At 67.9% G+C, this 439-nt stretch carries 1 protein-coding gene; it reads left to right on the top strand.

The features are described from left to right. A partial coding sequence (locus IE312_RS41230) for a copper amine oxidase (protein ID WP_440862363.1) occupies nt 1–439 on the top strand: 439 nt, incomplete at both ends.

Here is a 439-nt window from a genome sequence, read left to right as displayed (position 1 = left end):
TCCACCAGCCACAGCCACAACGTGTTCTGGCGCCTCGACTTCGGCCTCGACGGCTCCTCCCGGACGAAGGTCGAGCAGTACGACTCGACCGTCAGCGCCCCCTCCGGCCCGCGGGAGGGCCCGACGGCCAGGACCACCCGCACGAAGGTCACCAAGGAACTCGCGGGCGACTACAAGACCTACCGCTGGTGGCGGGTGGTCAGCGCGACCGGCAAGAACAAGGACGGGCACGCCCGTTCGTACGAGCTGGTCCCCGGTCCCACCACCAAGTACCCGGGCCGCGCCTTCACCCGGCACGACATGTACGTGACCGAGTACGACAAGTGCGAGCTGTTCGCCAGCAAGAACCTGTCCTGCCCCACCGGTCACCCGGACTCCGTCGACAAGTGGGTCAACGGCCAGACGCTCACCCACCCGGTGCTCTGGGTGAACGTCGGCT

Origin of the sequence: Streptomyces capoamus, from assembly GCF_014654935.1 — a bacterium.
In the GTDB taxonomy this organism is placed as follows: domain Bacteria; phylum Actinomycetota; class Actinomycetes; order Streptomycetales; family Streptomycetaceae; genus Streptomyces; species Streptomyces capoamus.
Note: the sequence above shows the minus strand (reverse complement) of the source record. Positions and strands in the feature narration are given on the sequence as shown.